The sequence below is a fragment of the Pseudomonas sp. LBUM920 genome (assembly GCF_003852315.1).
GTDB lineage: Bacteria > Pseudomonadota > Gammaproteobacteria > Pseudomonadales > Pseudomonadaceae > Aquipseudomonas.
In genome coordinates this window covers 549,069-565,755 of sequence record NZ_CP027762.1, presented here as the reverse complement: position 1 = coordinate 565,755, position 16,687 = coordinate 549,069, and the positions used below count along the sequence as shown (strand labels likewise).

General features: G+C 61.6%; 12 protein-coding genes and 1 riboswitch. Of the genes, 6 read left to right on the top strand and 6 right to left on the bottom strand.

What is annotated here, in order from left to right:
- Nucleotides 1–617: 617 nt before the first annotated feature.
- Nucleotides 618–2,522 (bottom strand): phosphomethylpyrimidine synthase ThiC, encoded by a 1,905-nt coding sequence (thiC, locus tag C4J83_RS02445; RefSeq protein WP_106577601.1) that lies wholly within the window; start codon nucleotides 2,520–2,522, stop codon nucleotides 618–620.
- 146 nt (nucleotides 2,523–2,668) lie between these two features.
- A riboswitch (TPP riboswitch) is annotated at nucleotides 2,669–2,774 on the bottom strand.
- Nucleotides 2,775–2,971: 197 nt separating this feature from the next.
- On the opposite strand from thiC, the gene C4J83_RS02440 reads away from it, so the two are divergent.
- Nucleotides 2,972–4,411: a TolC family outer membrane protein gene (locus C4J83_RS02440; RefSeq protein WP_106577600.1), complete on the top strand. Its 1,440-nt coding sequence runs from the start codon at nucleotides 2,972–2,974 to the stop codon at nucleotides 4,409–4,411.
- A gap of 110 nt (nucleotides 4,412–4,521) precedes the next feature.
- On the opposite strand, the gene waaA is transcribed toward C4J83_RS02440, so the two are convergent.
- Nucleotides 4,522–5,799 carry a lipid IV(A) 3-deoxy-D-manno-octulosonic acid transferase gene (gene waaA, locus C4J83_RS02435; RefSeq protein WP_124416274.1) on the bottom strand — a complete coding sequence of 426 codons (1,278 nt, stop codon included), beginning with the start codon at nucleotides 5,797–5,799 and terminating at the stop codon, nucleotides 4,522–4,524.
- A 23-nt stretch (nucleotides 5,800–5,822) separates the two neighbouring features.
- Nucleotides 5,823–6,713: a LysR family transcriptional regulator gene (locus tag C4J83_RS02430; protein WP_106577598.1), complete on the bottom strand. Its 891-nt coding sequence runs from the start codon at nucleotides 6,711–6,713 to the stop codon at nucleotides 5,823–5,825.
- A 104-nt stretch (nucleotides 6,714–6,817) separates the two neighbouring features.
- On the opposite strand from C4J83_RS02430, the gene C4J83_RS02425 reads away from it, so the two are divergent.
- Genes C4J83_RS02425 through C4J83_RS02410 form a run of 4 tightly spaced genes read left to right on the top strand, consistent with a single transcriptional unit; the run spans nucleotide 6,818 to nucleotide 10,206 of the window.
- Nucleotides 6,818–7,153, top strand: a complete 336-nt coding sequence (locus tag C4J83_RS02425) for a DMT family transporter (RefSeq protein WP_106577597.1) — start codon at nucleotides 6,818–6,820, stop codon at nucleotides 7,151–7,153.
- Between the two features lie 55 nt (nucleotides 7,154–7,208).
- Nucleotides 7,209–8,387 (top strand): NAD(P)/FAD-dependent oxidoreductase, encoded by a 1,179-nt coding sequence (locus C4J83_RS02420; protein ID WP_124416273.1) that lies wholly within the window; start codon nucleotides 7,209–7,211, stop codon nucleotides 8,385–8,387.
- Nucleotides 8,384–9,196: an aldo/keto reductase gene (locus C4J83_RS02415; protein WP_124416272.1), complete on the top strand. Its 813-nt coding sequence runs from the start codon at nucleotides 8,384–8,386 to the stop codon at nucleotides 9,194–9,196. Before C4J83_RS02420 ends, C4J83_RS02415 begins: the two co-directional genes overlap by 4 nt.
- A 41-nt stretch (nucleotides 9,197–9,237) precedes the next feature.
- On the top strand, nucleotides 9,238–10,206 hold the full coding sequence (locus C4J83_RS02410) for a metal ABC transporter ATPase (RefSeq protein WP_106577594.1): 969 nt from the start codon (nucleotides 9,238–9,240) through the stop codon (nucleotides 10,204–10,206).
- A gap of 65 nt (nucleotides 10,207–10,271) precedes the next feature.
- Here the strand turns inward: C4J83_RS02410 and C4J83_RS02405 are convergent, their stop codons facing one another.
- From C4J83_RS02405 to msbA, 3 genes are all read right to left on the bottom strand, one after another.
- On the bottom strand, nucleotides 10,272–11,207 hold the full coding sequence (locus C4J83_RS02405; RefSeq protein WP_124416271.1) for an NAD-dependent epimerase/dehydratase family protein: 936 nt from the start codon (nucleotides 11,205–11,207) through the stop codon (nucleotides 10,272–10,274).
- Nucleotides 11,200–12,624 carry a bifunctional D-glycero-beta-D-manno-heptose-7-phosphate kinase/D-glycero-beta-D-manno-heptose 1-phosphate adenylyltransferase HldE gene (gene hldE / locus C4J83_RS02400; protein ID WP_106577765.1) on the bottom strand — a complete coding sequence of 475 codons (1,425 nt, stop codon included), beginning with the start codon at nucleotides 12,622–12,624 and terminating at the stop codon, nucleotides 11,200–11,202. The genes C4J83_RS02405 and hldE overlap by 8 nt, the downstream gene beginning before the upstream one ends.
- Nucleotides 12,625–12,854: 230 nt before the next feature.
- Nucleotides 12,855–14,660, bottom strand: coding sequence for a lipid A export permease/ATP-binding protein MsbA (gene msbA, locus C4J83_RS02395; RefSeq protein ID WP_106577592.1), 1,806 nt, complete (start codon nucleotides 14,658–14,660; stop codon nucleotides 12,855–12,857).
- A gap of 159 nt (nucleotides 14,661–14,819) precedes the next feature.
- Here msbA and C4J83_RS02390 point away from each other — a divergent pair, with 159 nt between their 5' ends.
- Nucleotides 14,820–16,679, top strand: a complete 1,860-nt coding sequence (locus C4J83_RS02390; RefSeq protein ID WP_124416270.1) for a bifunctional O-antigen ligase/aminoglycoside phosphotransferase family protein — start codon at nucleotides 14,820–14,822, stop codon at nucleotides 16,677–16,679.
- The last annotated feature ends 8 nt before the right edge of the window (nucleotides 16,680–16,687 follow it).

The window sequence follows — 16,687 nt, the reverse complement described above, 5'->3', positions numbered from 1 at the left end:
TCCCGGATCAAACCTTGTTGTACAGCTGACTACCTCCCACATTCGACCGCACTCCAAAGGTGGAACCCGATCAAATGTGGGAGCGGGCTTGCCCGCGAAGAAGCCCTTACAGGCGCCCGCAATCCCGGATCAAACCTTGTTGTACAGCTGACTACCTCCCACATTCGACCGCACTCCAAAGGTGGAACCCGATCAAATGTGGGAGCGGGCTTGCCCGCGAAGAGGCCCTTACAGGCGCCCACAACCCCGGATCAGACCTTTTTTGTACAGCTGACCGCCTCCCACATCCGACCGCACTCCAAAGGTGGAACCCGATCAATGTAGGAGCGGGCTTGCCCGCGAAGAGGCCCTTACAGGCGCCCGCAATCCCGGATCAGACCTTTTTGTACAACTGACTACCTCCCACATCCGACCGCATTCCAAAGGTGAAACCCGATCAAATGTGGAAGCGGGCTTGCCCGCGAAGAGGCCCTTACAGGCGCCCGCAACCCCGGATCAGACCTTTTTGTACAACTGACTACCTCCCACATCCGACCGCATTCCAAAGGTGAAACCCGATCAATGTGGGAGCCGGGCTTGCCCGCGATGACGGCAGTGCAGGCACCACCGTCTCTGGATCAGACCTTTTTGTACAGCTGACTGCCTTCCTGCTTGAACCGCTCTGCCTGCTCGGCCAAGCCCTTGGCCACGTCCACATCCACCGCTTCAATGCGCTGGTTGGCGGCGTACTCACGCACTTCCTGGGTGATCTTCATCGAGCAGAATTTCGGCCCGCACATCGAGCAGAAGTGCGCGACCTTGGCCGAGTCTTTCGGCAAGGTTTCGTCGTGATACGAGCGCGCGGTGTCCGGGTCCAGGCCGAGGTTGAACTGGTCTTCCCAGCGGAACTCGAACCGCGCCTTGCTCAAGGCGTTATCGCGGATCTGCGCCCCCGGATGGCCCTTGGCCAAATCCGCAGCATGCGCCGCGATCTTGTAGGTGATGATCCCGGTCTTCACGTCATCCTTGTTCGGCAGCCCCAAGTGTTCCTTGGGCGTGACATAGCAAAGCATCGCGCAACCGAACCAGCCGATCATCGCCGCGCCGATGCCCGAGGTGATGTGGTCGTAGCCTGGCGCGATGTCTGTAGTCAGTGGGCCGAGGGTGTAGAACGGCGCCTCGTCGCAGCATTCGAGCTGCTTGTCCATGTTCTCTTTGATCAGTTGCATCGGCACGTGGCCGGGGCCTTCGATCATGGTTTGCACGTCGTGCTTCCAGGCGATCTTGGTCAGTTCGCCCAATGTCTCCAGCTCACCGAATTGCGCGGCGTCGTTGGCGTCGGCAATCGAGCCAGGACGCAGGCCGTCGCCAAGGGAGAAGCTGACGTCATAGGCCTTCATGATTTCGCAAATTTCATCGAAATGCGTGTAGGTGAAGTTCTCTTTGTGGTGCGCCAGGCACCACTTGGCCATGATCGAACCGCCACGCGAGACGATGCCGGTGACGCGCTTGGCCGTCAGCGGCACGTAGCGCAGCAGCACGCCGGCGTGGATGGTGAAGTAGTCGACGCCCTGCTCGGCCTGTTCGATCAGGGTGTCGCGGAACAGCTCCCAGGTCAGGTCTTCAGCAGCGCCGCCGACTTTTTCCAGGGCCTGGTAGATCGGCACGGTACCGATCGGCACCGGCGAGTTGCGGATGATCCATTCGCGGGTTTCGTGGATGTGTTTGCCGGTGGACAAGTCCATGACGGTGTCCGAACCCCAGCGAATGCCCCAGGTCAGTTTCGCCACTTCTTCTTCGATGGACGAACCCAAGGCGCTGTTGCCGATATTGCCGTTGATCTTCACCAGGAAGTTACGGCCGATGATCATCGGTTCCAGTTCGGTGTGGTTGATGTTGGCCGGGATGATCGCGCGGCCACGGGCGATTTCTTCGCGCACAAATTCGGGGGTGATGATTTTCGGCACGCTGGCGCCGAAGCTGTGGCCGGCGTGTTGCTGATCAAGCAGGCCGCTGGCGCGGGCTTCTTCAAGCTTCATGTTTTCGCGGATGGCGACGTATTCCATCTCGGCGGTGATGATGCCTTTGCGCGCGTAGTGCATCTGCGTGACGTTGGCGCCGGCCTTGGCGCGGCGCGGGTTTTTCACGTGGGCAAAACGCAGCGCGGTGAGTTCGGCGTCGCTCAGGCGCTGTTGGCCAAAGTGCGAGCTCAAGCCCGACAGACGCTCGGTGTCGCCACGCGACTCGATCCACGGCGAGCGCACATCGCCCAGGCCTTTGCGCACATCGATGATCACATTCGGGTCGGTGTACGGGCCGGAGGTGTCGTAGACCACCACGGGCGCGTTGATTTCGCCGCCGAAGTCGGTGGGGGTCACGTCCAGGCTGACCTCGCGCATCGGCACACGAATGTCCGGACGAGTGCCTTGCACGTAGATTTTTTGCGAGCGGGTAAACGGCTGCACGGAGCCGGAGTCGACCTTGGCCGATTCACTCAAGTGCACGGTGTTTTTCAGTTTTGTACTTTTTATGTCTGTGCTCATCACGGGCTCTCCAACTATCCAGGCGGTGGATTTTTGTCGGAGCGAACCTGTGACGGATGGACGCACTGAAACCAGTGCTGTGCAAGGCACGAGGGCTGTTCGATTGTCGAACAACATCCCGGACGAAGCACAAGAGGACTCGCCGGGTGACGAGAAATCTTGTTCCCTACGCAGGCGCTAACCTGATCAGGTTCAACGGGATCCGGTATTTACCGATCTCAGCCTTCCAACAAGGCACCCCGACAAGAACACGGCCAGTCTAGACCATGGCGTGGGCAAATTGCCAATGGCGGTGCATTCAGCGTGATGAATGGCGTGATTGCGGGATTGTTGCGCCGGGTCAGCAACACTACACTCGGTTGCCGCCACAATGGCTTGACGCCAGAAATGGCCAGCCTTAGCCTTGGGCGCTAAATTATCGCCGTAATATTCACACTAGGGATCGCCTCATGCTGCGCAAACTCTCACTGGCTCTTGCCGTGTCTTGTGCGACCAATGGAATGGTCTGGGCAGCTGAAGCGCCCTTGTCCGCCAAAACCGATTTGGTCAGCGTCTACCAGGAAGCGGTGAACAACAACGCCGACCTGGCCGCCGCCCGCGCCCAATACGGCGCGCAGAAAGAAGTGGTGCCCCAGGCCCGTGCCGGCTTGCTGCCGAACCTGTCGGCCGGTGCCGACAGCAATAACGTGCGCACCCAGATCGACCAGCCGGCGGCCACCGCCAACCGTGATGCGCACTCCTGGCGCGCAACCTTGAGTCAGCCGCTGTTCCGTGCCGACCGCTGGTTCCAGCTGCAAGCCGCCGAAGCCGTCAACGAGCAGGCCTCGCTGCAGCTCTCGGCCACCGAACAGAACCTGATCCTGCAAAGCGCCGAGAACTACTTCGCCGTGCTGCGCGCCCAGGACAACCTGGCGTCGACCAAGGCTGAAGAAAATGCCTTCAAGCGCCAGCTCGATCAGTCCAACGAACGCTTTGACGTGGGCCTGTCGGACAAGACCGACGTGCTGCAATCCCAGGCCAGCTACGACACCGCCCGCGCCAACCGCATCGTCGCCCAACGCCAGGTAGACGACGCCTTCGAAGCGCTGATCACCCTGACCAACCGTGAGTACAACGCCATCCAGGGCATCGTGCACACGCTGCCGGTGTTGCCACCGGCGCCGAATGACGCCAAGGCCTGGGTCGAAACCGCCGGCCGCCAAAACCTCAACCTGCTGGCCAGCAACTACGCGGTCACGGCCGCCGAAGAAACCCTGCGCCAGCGCAAGGCCGGCCACTTGCCGACCCTCGATGCCGTGGCGCAATACGAAAAGGGTGACAACGACGCGCTGGGTTTCAGCAACCCGAACCAACTGCCCATCCCTTACGGCGGTGATGTGTCGCAACGCACCATCGGCCTGCGCCTGAACATCCCGATCTACAGCGGCGGCCTCACCAGCTCGCAAGTGCGCGAATCCTATTCACGCCTCGACCAAAGCGAGCAACAACGCGAAGGCCTGCGCCGCCAAGTGGTGGAAAACACCCGCAACCTGCACCGCGCGGTGAACACCGACGTGGAACAGGTGCAGGCACGCCGCCAGTCGATCATCTCCAACCAGAGCGCGGTGGAAGCCACGGAAATCGGGTATCAGGTGGGCACGCGCAACATCGTCGACGTGCTGGATGCACAGCGCCAGCTCTACTCGTCCGTGCGCAACTACAACAACAGCCGCTACGACTACATCCTCGACAACCTGCGCTTGAAGCAGGCGGCGGGCACGCTCAGCCCCGGCGATTTGCAGGACCTGACGCGCTACCTCAAGGCTGACTACAACCCGGACAAGGACTTCCTGCCACCGGACCTGGCCAAGGCCGCTGCCGAACAGCTAAAGGCTCGCCCCGGTTACTGAGCACAGCACAAAACCACTGTGGGCGCTGGCTTGCCTGCGATAGCATCACCTCGGTCTACCTGATGGACCGAGGCGTTTGCATCGCAGGCAAGCCAGCTCACACCTTTGGATCAGCGTTGAATCAGTCTGTCCAACCCATCCAGCAGGCGCTTCAGTGCGCCCTGGTTGGCCTGCATCACTGCCAGCCCCGCCTGCGCCATCTTGCGCGCATCCTGCGGCAGCTCGAACAGCTGCCGCACCGCCTCGGCCAAGCCCTGGGCGTCATCCACCTCCCGCAACGCCCCGGCCTCGCGCATCATTGCGCTGATTTCGAGGAAGTTGAACAGGTGCGGCCCCATGATTACAGGCTTGGCCAGCGCTGCCGGCTCCAGCGGGTTATGCCCGCCCGTCGGCACCAGGCTGCCGCCGACAAACGCGCTGTCGGCCAGGGCGTAGAGAAACAGCAACTCGCCCATGGTGTCGCCGAGCAGTACCGACGTTTGCGTCGTCACAGGCTCGCCACTGGAGCGGCGCACCGTGGTGAATCCTTGCTGCCCGCACAGCTCGAACATCGGGCCGAAGCGCTCCTGATGACGCGGCACCAGAATCAACAATGCATTGGGATAACTTTCGAGCAGCTGGCGATGCGCAGCCAGGACCACGTCGTCTTCGCCTTCGTGGGTGCTGGCGGCGATCCACACCGGGCGTTCGCTGGCGCCCCATTGCTCGCGCAAGGCGGCAGCGCGCGCCGGCAGCTCGGGGTCAATGGTCAGGTCGAACTTGATCGAGCCGGTCACCTCGACGGTTTCCGGGCGCGCGCCCAGGCTCAGGAAGCGCTGGGCTTCGGTGTGTGTCTGCACGGCGAACAGGCTCATTTGCGCCAGCATCGGTGCGGTGAGCTTGGCGAATCGTGCATAGCCTTTGGCCGAACGTGCCGACAACCGCGCATTGGCCAGCGCCACCGGAATACCGCGTTGGGCGCAGGCGTGAATATGGTTGGGCCACAACTCGGTTTCCATGATCACGGCGAGCTTAGGCTGCACGCGATCTAGAAAACGCTTGGCCGCGCGCGGCAAGTCATACGGCAAGTAGCAATGCTGTACGCGCGGTTCATTGGCGAACAGCGCCTGGATGCGCTCGGAACCGGTGGGCGTCATGCAGGTGACGGTGATCGGCAGCGTCGGATGCCGCGCCATCAACCCGCGAATCATCGGCGCGGCGGCGATGCTTTCACCTACCGATACCGCATGCACCCAGATCCCGCCCGGCTGCATCACCGGCAGGCCATAGGAGAACCGCTCGCCGACGCGCTTGGCGTAGGCCGGCGCCTTGCGCGCACGCAGCCACAAACGTAAAGCCACCAACGGCAGCGCCAGGTAAAACAGACAGGTGTAGAGAGTTCTATTCATGGCGGCGGAGTTTATCGGCTTTTTCAGTCGATCGCCTGCAAGCACTCGGCAAATCGTGCGGCCAGGAAGCGCGCTGCGGGACCGAGGTGTTCGTCACGGCGCCAGACCAGTTCCACCACCAGCGCGGGCGGTGTCCATTCGCTGTCCAGCTCAACCATTTGTTGTTGATAAGTCGGGTACTGCACGATGTGCCGCGGCAGCCAGGCCCAGCCCAGGCCACTCATCAGCCATTCGGCCAACACGTAAAAGCTGTCGGCGCGCCACACCAGAGGGCTGGCGGCTTCACTGCCGGGGTAGACGCTGGTCTGGGTCGACATCAACAGTTGGCGAAACTGCGCCAGATGCTGGCAGGTCACGTACGGTTGCTTGGCCAGCGGATGATTCACACCGCACACGGTGACCATTTCCACACTGCCCACCACCCGCCGCTCAAGCGCCTCAGGGATTTGGTCGTGGTAAAATAACAGGCCCAGGTCGGCCTTGCGCTCCACCAACTTGCGCGCCACATCGCCTTGAGCGGCGCTGGAAAGCTGCACCTCCAGCTGCGGGTATTGCCCGGCCAGCGCCTCAAGGCTGTCGAGTACCGGCTGGAACAACATGGCCTCGTCCTGGGCCAGGCGCAGGCAGGCTTCCTCGCCACGCGTCAGTGACAGCGCGCGGCCATTGAGCCGTTCACACTGGCGCAATACCTCACGGGCTTCCTCCAGCAACACACTGCCGGCTTCGGTCAGGCGCGGCTGGCGGCCACTGCTACGCTCAAACAGGCTCAGCCCCAGGTCCGCTTCCAACAGGGCGATACCGTTGCTCACCGCCGATTGCGCCTTGCGCTGGTCGCGGGCCACCGCCGAAAACGAACGCTGTTCGGCAACGCTGACAAACAGGCGCATCTGGTCCAGGTTCCACTGCACGCTCATGGCTCAACCCATCTTGAATTCGGATAGGTAATGACTTTATCCCATCTGCCGAAGCGTTAGAATGCTGACCTTATTCAAGTACGTCACACACCGAGGATTACCCCATGAATGCCGCCTACCTCTACCTGGCCATCGCCATTTGCTCGGAAGTGATCGCAACCGTGTCCATGAAAGCCGTCAAGGGCTGGAGCACACCGCTTCCACTGGCGCTGGTCATCGTCGGCTACGGCATTGCGTTCTGGATGTTGACCCTGGTGGTGCGCACCGTGCCGGTGGGCGTGGCGTATGCGGTGTGGGCCGGCATGGGCATTGTGATGGTCAGTGTCGCCGCGCTGTTCATCTATGGGCAAAAGCTCGACCTGCCGGCGATGCTGGGCATGGGCCTGATTGTGCTGGGCGTGGTGGTGATTCAGCTGTTCTCGAAAACCGCCGGGCACTGACCGCCACTCAACAGCCTGTATACTGCGCCTCTTGTCTTGAACACTGAGGTCGCCGATGCCATCCGTTATTTCCACCGACGTTCTGATTGTCGGCGCCGGGGTTGCCGGCCTCTGGCTTAACGCGCGCCTGCGCCGCCAGGGGTTTTCCACGGTGTTGGTGGAAAGCGCCACGCTGGGCGGCGGGCAAAGCGTGAAGTCCCAGGGGATCATCCACGGCGGCGCGAAATACGCCCTGCACGGCTCGCTCACCGGCGCGTCCGAAGCGATTGCCGACATGCCGCGCCGCTGGCGCGAGGCGTTGGCGGGTGATGGCGAACTCGACCTGTCCGGCGTGCGCCTGCTGTCCGAAGCCCATTACCTGTGGTCGCCCGGCACACTCGCCGGCAACCTCACCAGCTTCTTCGCCAGCAAGGCCGTGCGTGGCCGTGTCGACCAGGTCAAGGGCGACGAATTGCCGCCGGCCCTGCAGGACCGTCGCTTCAAGGGCAAGGTCTACCGCCTGGCCGAGCTGGTGGTCGACGTGCCGAGCCTGATCGAGCGTCTGGCCCAACTGGCGGGTGACGGTTTGCTCGCCGGCCAGCACATCGAACCGCTGCGCGATGGCGATAGCCTGGTGGGTTTGAAGGTTGACGGCCGTGAGATTCGTGCCCAGCGCATCGTGCTCAGTGCCGGTGGCGGCACGGCTGATTTGCTCAGCGCCCTGGGCCTGAGCCAGCCCGCCATGCAAAAGCGCCCGCTGCATATGATCATCGCCAAGGGCCCGGGCTTGAAGCCGCTGTATGCGCACTGCCTGGGCGGCGGCACCAAGCCACGCCTGACCATCACCACTCACCCGGCCGCCGATGGCAACTGGGTGTGGTACATGGGCGGCGATATCGCCGAGGCCGATGGCGTGGCGCGCACACCTGAAGAACAGATCGCCACTGCGCAAAAAGAACTGGCGCAGTTGCTGCCGTGGATCGACATGAGCCAGACGCAATGGGCGACCTTGCGCGTGGACCGCGCCGAGCCGCTGCAATCGGGCCTGACCCGACCAGACAATGCGTTCCTTGCCGAAGAGGGCCGCCTGCTGGTGGGTTGGCCGACCAAACTGGCGCTGGCGCCAGACTTCGCTGACCGCGTACTCAACGCCCTGCAACGCGACGGTATCCAGCCGAGCACCAACAACGACGCCCTGCCCGAGCTGCCAAAACCAGCCCTCGGCCAACCTGCCTGGGAGCACCTGTTGCCATGAGCCTGCCCACCCTGCACGACCTGCATCGCCCCTTGGGCAGCACCGGCCTGCTGGTGTCGCCACTGGGTCTTGGCACAGTAAAACTGGGCCGCGACCAAGGGGTGAAATACCCCAACGGCTTCCAGATTCCTGATGATGACGAGGCGCGCATGCTGCTGCGCCAGGCACGCCAGCTGGGCATCAACCTGATCGACACCGCGCCGGCTTACGGCCGCAGCGAAGAACGCCTGGGGCCGCTATTACGCGGCCAACGCAATGACTGGGTGATTGTCAGCAAGGTGGGTGAAGAGTTTGCCGATGGCGTGTCGCAGCATGATTTCAGTGCGGCCCATACGCGGATGTCGATCGAGCGCAGCTTGAAACGACTTGAAACGGATTTTATCGACCTGGTGCTGGTGCACTCCGATGGCAATGACCTGCATATCCTCAATGATTGCGAGGTGTACCAGACCCTCGCAGCGCTGAAAAAAGAGGGCAAGATTCGCGGTTTCGGCTTCTCCGGCAAAACCGTCGAAGGCGGCGTGAAGGCTCTGGAACAAGGTGATTGCGCAATGGTCACCTACAATCTGAACGAACAGAGCGAGAAAACCGTCATTGATTACGCCGCTGCCCATGGCAAAGGCATCCTGGTGAAAAAAGCCCTGGCCAGCGGCCACGTGTGCCTGAAGCCTGGAATGGATCCAATTCACGCCAGTTTCATGTTGTTGTTTGCGCAAACGGGCGTCGCCAGTGCTATTGTCGGGACCATTAATCCGCTGCACCTGGCCCATAACGTGGCGACCGCTGCCAAGGTCATTCGTCAACTCTGATGCCGCCGACGCGGCCGACCCCGTCGCAAGAAGGAGCCGACATGCCGCGCACGCTTATTAGAAAAAACCCCAGCAACTTTAAAACACTGCCGCTGCACGTCGAAGCCACCCCCGAAGGCCTGAGTTACCAGAGCGTGGGCATGCCGCTCAACTTCGCCCAGACCCTGCAACGGCGCAAGCCGGTGGAGGTGGCGGACCCGGAGCGTTTCGCCCTGGAACTGGCGAATCTCGGTGTGTCGGTGCGACTGACCCTGCACTGGCAAAACAAGGATTACTGGGTATTGGTCCGCCAACGCCGCCAGGACCGTGGCGACGTGGTGCTCAAGCTGATCTCGGGCTATGTGCCGGCCCACGAACTGAACCTGCCGCTGCACACCGCCATCCAGGAAATTGCCGAAGAATGCCTGCTGGAGACGCCTGAAGGCTGGCTCGGCGGACGCTTCAACGACACCTGGCTGCCGGCGCCCTACTCCACCGCCCTGCATTACCGTGAAGCACTGCCATTTCGGTTGAGCCCTTTGTCGGGCGCCGCCCGCCCGGTGCGCTGCGCGACTACGCAATTGATCGAGCGCCCACGGGCCTACGTGCACCTGCCGACGGCGTCGCTGCAATTGATTTATGACTTGCGCCTTGAGGTGCCGAAGGAAGCCAAATCCCTCAGCCTGTTTCATGTGGATGAGCGACTTGAAGGCGACCAGTTGGTAGCCCGGCTGGACCGCAAGCGCCCGGATTTGTACCTGATGCCGCTCAAAGATGGCCAACCTGTAGCAGAGCTGTACACCGTCAAGAAAGACCAGCTGTATCCGGCCAGCACACGCGGTTTATACCTGGCCGAAAGCTTTGCTCAGCAAGACGGCTGGTTGGTACGTGATGAGCGGATTCGCTGGAAGGATTGGCTCAGGCAGCAAGGCCTGGCTCAGCCTGAAAAAGAGTCGAAACTGAAGCGATTGACCGGCAAGGCGCGGCAGATGCTGCGCAAGATTGTGCCGAAGAAAAAAGCCAAGGGGTGAAACCGCTCTGATCCGGGCGCTGGCTTGCCCGGCTCCCAGATAAAGCGGCTCCTACAGTTGACGGTTCAGCCCGTGAGCAACCGCTCCAGGCCCACCTTCAACGGCGTGGGCTCAGGCAGCGTGAAACTCGCCAACAGCCGCTGGTTATTGGCCCGCGAATGCCGAATATCCCCCGAGCGTGCCGGGCCGTAAGTGATCGTCGGCAACTGACCCACCACTTCTTCCAGCGCCTGCAACACCTGCTTGAGCGTGGTGGTGCGGTTCCAGCCTACGTTGATCGCACCCAGCGGCGCGTCGGGCGCTTCGATGGCCTGTACCAGCACATCGACCAAATCTTCCACGTACATGAAATCGCGGGTTTGCTCGCCATCACCAAACACGTTGATTGGCACACCCTGCTGCACACGCTCGCTGAAAATACTGATCACCCCGGAATACGGCGAGGACGGATCCTGGCGTGGCCCGAAGATGTTGAAGAAGCGGAAGATCACCGGCTCAAGGCCATGCTGGCGGCGGTAGAAATCGAAGTAATGCTCACCGGCCAATTTGTCCGAGGCATAAGGTGTCAGCGGCGCCTTGGTGGTCTCTTCGTCAATCGACGCGCCCTCACCATTGTTGCCATACACCGCCGCGCTGGACGCAAACACCACGCGCTTGACCCCGGCCTTGCGCATCGCTTCGCAGACATTCAGGGTACCGACGAAGTTGCTCTGGTGAGTGCTCACCGGATCATCCACCGACGCCTGCACCGAGGCCACCGCGGCCAGGTGCACCACGGCGCTCACGCCAACGGCGGCTTGCGCCACCAGCTCGGCATTGGCCACATCACCCTCAATCAGTTGCACACGCGGGTTGCCCAACGCCAGGTTGCTGCGCTTGCCGGTGGACAGGTCATCCAGCACCCGCACGGCATAGCCTTTGGCAAGCAACGCATCAACCAGATGCGAACCGATAAAACCGGCACCGCCGGTGATCAGGACCCACTTATCAGCGTTACTCATTGTTGCGGATCTTCTCGACAATGGCGGTGGTCGAGCTGTTCTCGACCAGGCCCAGCACCTTCACCGTGCCGCCGTAAGCGCCGACGATATCGGCACCCACGACCTGATCGACGGAGTAGTCGCCGCCCTTGACCAATACATCGGGCTTGACCTGGGCCAACAGGTTTTCCGGAGTGCCTTCAGAGAAGCTGATCACCCAGTCCACCGCGCCCAGACCGGCCAATACCGCCATGCGCCGATCAACACTGTTGATCGGACGGCCAGGGCCTTTCAGGCGGCTGACCGAAGCGTCGTCGTTGACCGCAACGATCAGGCGATCGCCTTGGGCTCGGGCCTGCTCAAGATAGGTCACGTGACCGGCGTGCAGGATGTCGAAACAGCCGTTGGTGAACACAATGCTTTCGTTGTGGGCCCGCGCATCGTCAATCGCCAGCAGCAATTGCTCGATGGTCAGCACACCGCGCTCGGAGCCTTCGGAGCGCTGGATAGCCCGGCGCAATTCTGGCGCGCTGATGGCCGCGGTGCCCAGCTTGCCGACCACAATGCCCGCCGCCAGATTGGCCAGGGCCACGGCGTGGGGCAATTCCTCACCGGCTGCAATCGAGGCAGCCAGGGTGGAGATCACGGTGTCGCCGGCGCCGGTAACGTCGAACACTTCACGCGCACGCGCCGGCAAGTGCATCGCCGGGTGGCCCGGACGCAGCAGCGTCATGCCATGCTCGCCACGGGTCACCAGCAAGGCGCCCAGGTCGAGGTCGGCCATCAACGTGGCGCCCTTGGTCACCAGCTCGTGCTCGTCGGCGCAACCGCCGACGATGGCTTCGAACTCGCTGAGGTTTGGCGTGATCAGGCTGGCGCCCCGATAAATCGAGAAGTCCTTGCCCTTGGGGTCGGCCAGTACCGGAATGTTGCGGGCCTTGGCGGCCTGGATCAGCATCTGGTGGTTCTTAAGGGCGCCTTTGCCGTAGTCGGACAAGACCAGCACCTTGATGCCTTCGAGCAGCGTGTCGACTTGCTCGCTCAGCGCCAAGGCGTCGGTGGCGAAGGGTTCTTCAAAATCAATACGCAGCAATTGCTGGTGACGGCTCATGACCCGCAGCTTGACGGTGGTCGGCTGATGGGCGATGCGCTGGAACAGTGCGCGCACGCCGGCACCGCGCAGGCTGTTGGCCAGGCTGTCGGCGGCTTCGTCGTCGCCGGTCACACCCACCAGGGAGGCCGGGGCGCCGAGCGCGGCAATATTGAGGGCAACGTTGGCAGCGCCACCTGGACGGTCTTCGATTTGCTCGACCTTGACTACCGGTACCGGTGCCTCAGGGGAAATCCGTGAGGTACCGCCATGCCAGTAACGGTCGAGCATGACATCGCCGACCACCAAGACAGGGGCTTGATCGAATCGCGGCATGGACAACTTCATGGAGCAACCCACATACAAAATGAACAGGGGCGCGATATTAGCACAGGGTTACAGGAGGCTTGTGGAGGGCGTGACAGAAGATGGTACGGGAGACGGAGAGCGAATCCGCTGATGAAACAAATATGGGAGCGGGCTTGCCCGCGAAGACGGCGTGTCAGTCGACATCTCTATGACTGATCTACCGCATTCGCGAGCAAGCCCGCTCCCACGCTGGGCCGGTGGCCCCTGACTCAGGTGATGTCGGCCGGTACCGGCGCATCCAGGCCCATGGCATGCAAGCGGGCGTAATAGCCGTTCTGGGCCAGCAGCTCGGCGTGAGTGCCGCGCTCGACAATCCGGCCGTCGTCCATCACCAGGATCAGGTCGGCCTTCTCAATGGTAGAGAGGCGATGCGCAATCACTAACGTCGTGCGGCCCTGCATGACTTTGTCCAGTGCGGCCTGGATGTGCCGCTCGGATTCGGTGTCGAGGGCCGAGGTGGCCTCGTCGAGAATCAGCAACGGCGCGTTCTTGAGCAACGCCCGCGCGATCGCCAGGCGCTGACGCTGGCCGCCGGACAACAGCACGCCGTTCTCGCCAACCTGGGTGTCGAAACCCTTCGGCAATTGGTCGATGAAGTCTTTGGCATAGGCATCCGCCGCCGCCGCTTCAACGTCCGCACGTGGCGCGCCGGCCAGGTCGCCGTAGGCGATGTTGTTGGTGACGGTGTCGCTGAACAAGGTCACATGCTGGGTCACCTGGGCGATGTGCCGGCGCAGGTTAAGCAGTTTGTAATCTTCGATCTCTACGCCGTCGAGCAGGATTTCACCGCTCTCGTGGTGGTAGAAACGCGGAATCAGGCTGGCCAGGGTCGACTTGCCGCTGCCGGAACGCCCCACCAGCGCGATCATCTGCCCAGGCTCGGCGGTGAAGCTGATGTCCTTGAGCACATGGCGCTCAGTGCCTGGGTAGGTGAAGTTCAGGTGACGCACTTCCAGGCGGCCGCTGACCTTGTCGCGCTCAACGGTGCCGCGGTCGATTTCCTGCTCTTCGTCCAACTGCTCGAAAATGCTCTCGGCGCCGGCCACACCTTTCTGGATGGTCGAGCTGACTTCCGACAATTGACGGATCGGCTTGGGCAACAGCCCGGCCAATGTGATGTAGGCCACCATGTCACCCGCCGACGCATCACCGCGAAGGTAAAGCACCAGGAACATCAGCACCGCCATGGCGGTGTAGATCACCAGTTGCAGCAACGGAGTGTAGATCGCCCCAGTGCGGGTCATGCGCAGTTGCTTGTCGGTGTTGCCCTGGCTGGCCTTGAGGAAACGCTTCTCCTCGTAGACTTCGCCGCCGAAGCTGCGCACCACACGGTAGCCCTGAATGGTTTCCGAGGCCACGTGGGTCACGTCACCCATGGCAACCTGGATCTTCTTGCTCTGCTTGCGGAATTTCTTGCTGGCCGTGCTGACCATCACCGCAATCAACGGCAGGATGGCGATCATCACCAGCGTCAGGCGCCAGTTCATGAACAGCAGCGAGGCGAACAGGAAGATCACCGTCATGCCTTCGCGGATCACCACTTTAATGGCATCGGTCGCCGCACCCGTGACCATGGTCACGTTAAAGGTGATGCGCGAAATCAGGTGCCCGGAGTTGTGGTTGTCGAAGTAGCGGTTGGGCAGCGTCAGCAGGTTGTTGAACAACTGCACGCGCAGGTCGTGGACCAGGCCCAGGGAAACCTTGGCCAACAGGTAGTTGCCCAGGAACGAACCCAGGCCCTGCCACGCTGCGATCAGAATGATCAACAACGGCACGGCTTGCAGCAATTGCAGGTCACGCAGGAACGGTACGCTGGGAAACAGCACCGCTTCAGGGTTGGACAAACCGTCGACGAAGTACTTGAGGATGTACCCCAGCATGGGCTGGGTCGACGCGAAAATCAGAAATCCGACAATACTCAACGCGAACAAGCCGGCGTAGGGCTTAACGTACATGAGCAGGCGGAAGTATATTTTCAAGCTCGAAGGGCTTGCGCTCGGACTGGAGTCGGTCATATCACGCGGCGTTTTGAAAAAGGAGGCTGACTTTAGCACAGCTTCTCTGTTGTACTTGCACCCGGTATGACCCTCGGCCTGGTTGGATCCAGCCGACGACATTATATAGCCACTACTTTAAGATGGTCGGCTTTCTCTATTCTGGAATGGCTTTTCTGTATGCACTCCAAGCGCCTTATTTATGGCTCAAATCGCGTTTTCGACTTCCTGGTCCTATGGATTTTGCCCATTGGCTTGTTGTTGCTTCTGAGTTCATTGTTCTACGTCACCAACCGCAACGTCATGCACCGTCTCTACTACGGCTTTTTCAGTGTGCCGACCTTGTTCCTGCTGTGCCTGCGCCCGCGGGAAATCAAAGAACTGCTGCGCGAACCTTTGATCATCGCGCTTCTGGCATTTTGCGCCTGGGCGCTGATCACCGTGCTGTGGAGCCCGCAACCCACCGGCGATTCCAACCTGTTCAAGGTGCCGCTGCAAACCTTCATGCTGTTTGCCGGCTGTGGGCTGTTGCTGCACTACCGCAGCGAGCTATTCAAACCGATCTTTTTCAGCGCCGCCGTGATTGCCCTGGTGGTGTGCCTGTTCAACCTGGCGGCGTTCGCCAAAGGCTTCGTGCCCGGCGTGAGCATGCGCATGATCGGCGGCCTGGGCGCTCTCGATAACCCGCTGCTCAGCTCCCATCTGTTCGGCTTTTTCTGCATCTATTGGCTGTATGTCTGCATCACCACCCAGCGCTTGCAGGTGTTGTTGTTCAGCGCGCCTGCGCTGGCGGTCATGACGCTCGCAGTCCTGGCCACCGGCTCTCGCACGCCACTGGTTGCGCTGACGCTGGCCGCCGTGTGGATCGCCTTCGTCAGCCGCAATCGCCGCTCAGCACTGATGATCGCGGCCCTGGTGCTTGGCGCTGCAGCGCTGCTGCTGTTTTATCCTGAAGCGATTACCGAGCGTGGCAGTTCGTACCGTTTTGAATTGTGGGGCATGACGCTGCAGCGTATCGCCGACCATCCGCTGATCGGCCACAGCTACGACTCCGAACTGTCCTTGATCGTGGACGGTTACGAACTGATGGAACCGCACAGCTTTGCCCTCGGCGTGCTCTATTACGTCGGCATCATCGGCTTTATCCCGTGGATCTTCATGCTCGGCTGGGGCCTGTACAAAGGTTTCAAAGAGCGCGCACAACCGCTGTTTCTGCTGGCGTCCGCCCTGCTGGCCTATGGCATCGGCGCCGGCCTGACTGAAGGCGGCGGGATCCTGTCGCGCCCTAAAGAGCATTGGTTCCTGCTGTGGATTCCGCTGGCGCTGATCGCCGGCCTGAGTATCGCCAAGCGCCGTCGCAGCCTGCTCGGCATGCGTGTGCAAACGCCCACACCGCTGGCGTTCGACGCCCTGCGTAAAGGCGCTGCCGTCATCGAGGAAGATGGTCTTGGGCCCAAGGTCCTGCGCCTTGAGGACGGCAGCTTCCTCAAGCTGTTCAGGGCGCGCCGCTGGTACACCTCCGGGGGTTTCAATCCGTATTCGGAACGCTTCGCCAGCAACAGCGAACACCTGCAGCAACTGGGTATCGCGTCACCGCGGATTCTGGATGTGTACAGCTTGCGCGATGGCAGCAGTGCCGTGCGCTATCAGCCCCTGCCCGGCCTGACCCTGCGCCAGGCGCTGCAGAGCCTGGACAGCAGCCTGCGAGAATCGCTGATCGAACGCTTTGGCAGGTTCATGGCCCAGCTGCATGAGCGCGGCGTGTACTTCCGCTCGCTGCACTTGGGCAACGTTCTGCTGATGGACGATGGTGAGTTCGGCCTGATCGACGTGGCCGACATGCGCATTTATCCGTCGCCGCTGCGCAACACGCTGCGCCAGCGCAACGTGAAGCACATGCAACGCTACACGCAGGACCGCAACTGGTTGTTCGAAGCTCACTTTGAACAGTTGGCCAGTGGCTATGCGTTGGTTGCGTCGCCGCAAGCCACGGTCAAACTCCGTGAGCACGTGCTGACCCTGGCACGCCCCGCCGCTTGAAACACGCC

Excerpts from the sequence above, each read along its gene's own strand:
- C4J83_RS02430 (WP_106577598.1), bottom strand. The coding sequence starts at position 6,713 with ATGAGCGTGCAGTGGAACCTGGACCAGATGCGCCTGTTTGTCAGCGTT.
- C4J83_RS02420 (WP_124416273.1), top strand. The coding sequence starts at position 7,209 with ATGCCATCCGTTATTTCCACCGACGTTCTGATTGTCGGCGCCGGGGTT.
- C4J83_RS02410 (WP_106577594.1), top strand. The coding sequence starts at position 9,238 with ATGCCGCGCACGCTTATTAGAAAAAACCCCAGCAACTTTAAAACACTG.
- thiC (WP_106577601.1), bottom strand. The coding sequence starts at position 2,522 with ATGAGCACAGACATAAAAAGTACAAAACTGAAAAACACCGTGCACTTG.
- msbA (WP_106577592.1), bottom strand. The coding sequence starts at position 14,660 with ATGACCGACTCCAGTCCGAGCGCAAGCCCTTCGAGCTTGAAAATATAC.
- C4J83_RS02440 (WP_106577600.1), top strand. The coding sequence starts at position 2,972 with ATGCTGCGCAAACTCTCACTGGCTCTTGCCGTGTCTTGTGCGACCAAT.
- C4J83_RS02390 (WP_124416270.1), top strand. The coding sequence starts at position 14,820 with ATGCACTCCAAGCGCCTTATTTATGGCTCAAATCGCGTTTTCGACTTC.
- hldE (WP_106577765.1), bottom strand. The coding sequence starts at position 12,624 with ATGAAGTTGTCCATGCCGCGATTCGATCAAGCCCCTGTCTTGGTGGTC.
- C4J83_RS02425 (WP_106577597.1), top strand. The coding sequence starts at position 6,818 with ATGAATGCCGCCTACCTCTACCTGGCCATCGCCATTTGCTCGGAAGTG.
- waaA (WP_124416274.1), bottom strand. The coding sequence starts at position 5,799 with ATGAATAGAACTCTCTACACCTGTCTGTTTTACCTGGCGCTGCCGTTG.
- C4J83_RS02405 (WP_124416271.1), bottom strand. The coding sequence starts at position 11,207 with ATGAGTAACGCTGATAAGTGGGTCCTGATCACCGGCGGTGCCGGTTTT.
- C4J83_RS02415 (WP_124416272.1), top strand. The coding sequence starts at position 8,384 with ATGAGCCTGCCCACCCTGCACGACCTGCATCGCCCCTTGGGCAGCACC.